The sequence below is a fragment of the uncultured Wocania sp. genome (assembly GCF_964021735.1).
GTDB lineage: Bacteria > Bacteroidota > Bacteroidia > Flavobacteriales > Flavobacteriaceae > Wocania_A.
The window spans coordinates 1-3,206 of the sequence record NZ_CAXIBN010000252.1; the positions used below are offsets into that span (position 1 = coordinate 1).

General features: G+C 32.3%; 3 protein-coding genes. 1 reads left to right on the forward strand and 2 read right to left on the reverse strand.

What is annotated here, in order from left to right; translation table 11 throughout:
• On the forward strand, positions 1-1,709 hold a 1,709-nt coding region (dxs, locus tag AADI82_RS14550), incomplete at its 5' end, for a 1-deoxy-D-xylulose-5-phosphate synthase (RefSeq protein ID WP_341217141.1).
• Between the two features lie 12 nt (positions 1,710-1,721).
• Here dxs and AADI82_RS14555 read toward each other — a convergent pair.
• Both AADI82_RS14555 and AADI82_RS14560 read right to left on the reverse strand, forming a co-directional pair.
• Positions 1,722-2,204, reverse strand: a complete 483-nt coding sequence (locus tag AADI82_RS14555; protein WP_341217142.1) for a hypothetical protein — start codon at positions 2,202-2,204, stop codon at positions 1,722-1,724.
• On the reverse strand, positions 2,201-2,938 hold the full coding sequence (locus tag AADI82_RS14560; RefSeq protein ID WP_341217143.1) for a hypothetical protein: 738 nt from the start codon (positions 2,936-2,938) through the stop codon (positions 2,201-2,203). The genes AADI82_RS14555 and AADI82_RS14560 overlap by 4 nt, the downstream gene beginning before the upstream one ends.
• Positions 2,939-3,206 lie beyond the last annotated feature (268 nt).

Consider the following 3,206-nt stretch of genomic DNA (forward strand, 5'->3'; position numbering starts at 1 on the left):
ATTTACGGCAACTTGCCAAAGAATTACGTGACTTTATAATTAATATTGTTGCCACCAAAGAGGGACATTTAGGAGCCAGTTTAGGTGTTGTAGAATTAACCATTGCATTACACTATGTTTTTAATACCCCAACAGATCAACTCATTTGGGATGTTGGACATCAAGCTTACGGACACAAAATACTAACAGGTAGAAAAAATATTTTTCATACCAACAGACAAATAGGAGGCATTAGCGGTTTTCCAAAACGTGAGGAAAGTCAGTATGACACCTTTGGTGTTGGACATTCATCCACATCCATATCAGCAGCTTTAGGCATGGCAATTGCTTCACAATTAAAAGGCGAAGATAAACAGCATATTGCCGTAATTGGCGACGCTTCCATTGCTAGCGGAATGGCTTTTGAAGGCTTGAATCATGCTGGGGTTACCGATGCTAATTTGTTAGTCATTTTAAATGATAATGCTATAGGTATTGACCCAAGTGTTGGTGCTTTAAAAATGTATTTAACCAACGTTAAAAAAGGCACACAAAAACAAGATAATATTTTTGAAGCCTTAAACTTTGATTATTCTGGACCAATCGATGGACATGATATTAATGCAATTATTTCTGAGTTAAAACGATTAAAAACCGTAAAAGGGCCTAAGTTTTTACATGTTATTACCACCAAAGGAAAAGGCTTAAAACAAGCCGAAGAAGATCAAGTTAAATACCATGCCCCAGGAAAGTTCAATGCTACTACTGGAGAACTAATTGCCAAATCTGAGGCTAGCCAGCAGCCACCAAAATATCAGGATGTTTTTGGGCATACTATTGTAGAGCTTGCTAAACAAAACAAAGATATTGTGGGTATTACGCCAGCAATGCCAACGGGAAGTTCTTTAAAGTATATGATGGCTGAAATGCCTAATCGTGCTTTCGATGTTGGCATCGCCGAACAACATGCGGTTACACTTGCAGCAGGTATGGCAACTCAAGGTTTGATTCCGTTTTGTAATATCTATTCTACGTTTTTACAGCGTGCTTACGACCAGATTATTCATGATGTGGCGCTACAAAAACTACCCGTTATTTTCTGTTTAGACCGTGCTGGTTTGGTTGGAGAAGATGGCGCGACACACCACGGCGTTTTCGATTTATCATATTTAAGATGCATTCCCAATCTCATAATTTTTGCACCACGAAATGAGATTGAATTACGTAACATTATGCACACCGCACAACTTGGTTTAAAGCAACCCATTGCGATTCGGTATCCTCGTGGGCGTGGTGTTACCATGGATTGGAAACAACCGTTCTCTAAAATTGAAATTGGCAAGGGTGTTGCTCTAAAAAAAGGAAACAAACTTGCTGTTTTAAGTATAGGAACTATCGCAAAAAATGTTACTGAAGCCATTAAAGATTTAAACGTTTCGCATTATGATGTACGTTTTGTAAAACCTTTGGATGTAAACTTACTTCACACTATTTTTAAAACTCACGATACTATTGTTACCGTTGAAGACCATACTATTAAAGGTGGTTTTGGAAGCGTTATTTTAGAGTTTGCTTCTGAAAATACTTATAATAATATCATAAAAATTTTGGGTATTCCTGATGATTTTGTGGAGCATGGTGGTGTTGATGAGCTTCAAAAATCGGTTGGCTTGGATGTTGGGAGTTTGATTGAAGTTTTTAAAGAGCTTTTTTTAACAATTAAAAAATAATTTAGCAGTAATTTAAAACAATCTTCCTAGTTTATCATTTAGCGGAATAGTTAAATCAATAAACTCAAAGTTTAGATTATGTGACTTCCCTAAAGGTTCAATCATTTTACTTAAAGATTTTCTATCCTTTGTAATATAAGCATCAATTTTTCTATTATAAATTTGCGAAAACAATTTTATATCGTTGATTATAACCTTTCTTTGTTCAGATTCTCTTAAAGTTTCATTCTCTTTAAGTTCTAAGAAAAAACTACCAGCAATTTTAGCATCAGCATAATCAAACTCTAACAATCTAAATACATTTAAAGAAAGTAAATTATCTGGATTATCACCAACTGCATACTCACTAACTACAATAGTCGAAAGGTACATTTCTATTTCATTTTCTAGAAAGTATTCAAAATAATCTTTTGCATTCTGATGGTACTCATCATCCGATTTCAGCAATCGAATACAAAAAGAATTATCTAAAAGAACACTACTTATTCCTTTCATATTCCATCAGTTTTTAAGTCATCAATCCAAGCATCAACATTTGTAATTTTACTCAAATTAACAGATGCTTTTTCAATTACTTTTTCTAAAAGAGATTTATTAAAAACTGGTTTGTATTGAATAAATTCAATTAATTCTAAATCAGATAATTTATCATCTTCAAAACTCTTTTTGCCACGTACTTTAATTCCGTAGGGCTTATAAGTTTTTTTCTCACCATTCATTATCTGTTCTTTAGTAGCAGAAATTGTGAGATTACCATACTTGTTTGTAGTTATATGTAAATTTGGGTTTTTCCCACCTTCTTGATAAATTTCGCCATAAAGATAAAATTCACTTTCATAAAAGGTTGGAGCAATCATTACGAAATTTGTTTTATAGTCTATAACTAAAGATGGCTCTTTTACAATTGAATTATTAAATTCAATTGTATAACCTTCTTTAATAGCCTTTTTTTGGAATTTATCAATTATAGATTGCCTTTTGTAGTCTAAAAAATCAAGATTATTCCTGTTTTTAATTTCACTCGTTAATCCATTAAATAATATTACAGCAGTTATTGGCAAAAAGAATTTGTGTTTAGCAGAACCTTCTTCTATGTCATAAGATATATGTGGTCGATTTTGTTTCTCTTTTCGATTTGGATACAAGAATGATTCTACATCCGAAATAAAGTCTTTTACTTCATTTATATCAATATCTTTAGGACTTAAGGTATTATCCTTATTTGTCACTCTTAACTCTATATAACCTTGTTCTTCCACTTGTCTAAAATACAAATTTACTGAATATAAAAAACTATAGTCAAAACCGTATATAAAAAATTGCGTCTTTTCTATATTTCAAAATGCTATACTATTTAATTTCTTATTCATTTATTACCACAAATCAAACCTAACCAAACAAAAAATGCTTTCGATTAAACAGAAATTTTAGCAAACAAGTGGTTAGGGATTGCAACAGCATCCTTTTTAAAGCTTAAAAAACTAAAGTTTGTGTTAA

Excerpts from the sequence above, each read along its gene's own strand:
- AADI82_RS14555 (WP_341217142.1), bottom strand. The coding sequence starts at position 2,204 with ATGAAAGGAATAAGTAGTGTTCTTTTAGATAATTCTTTTTGTATTCGA.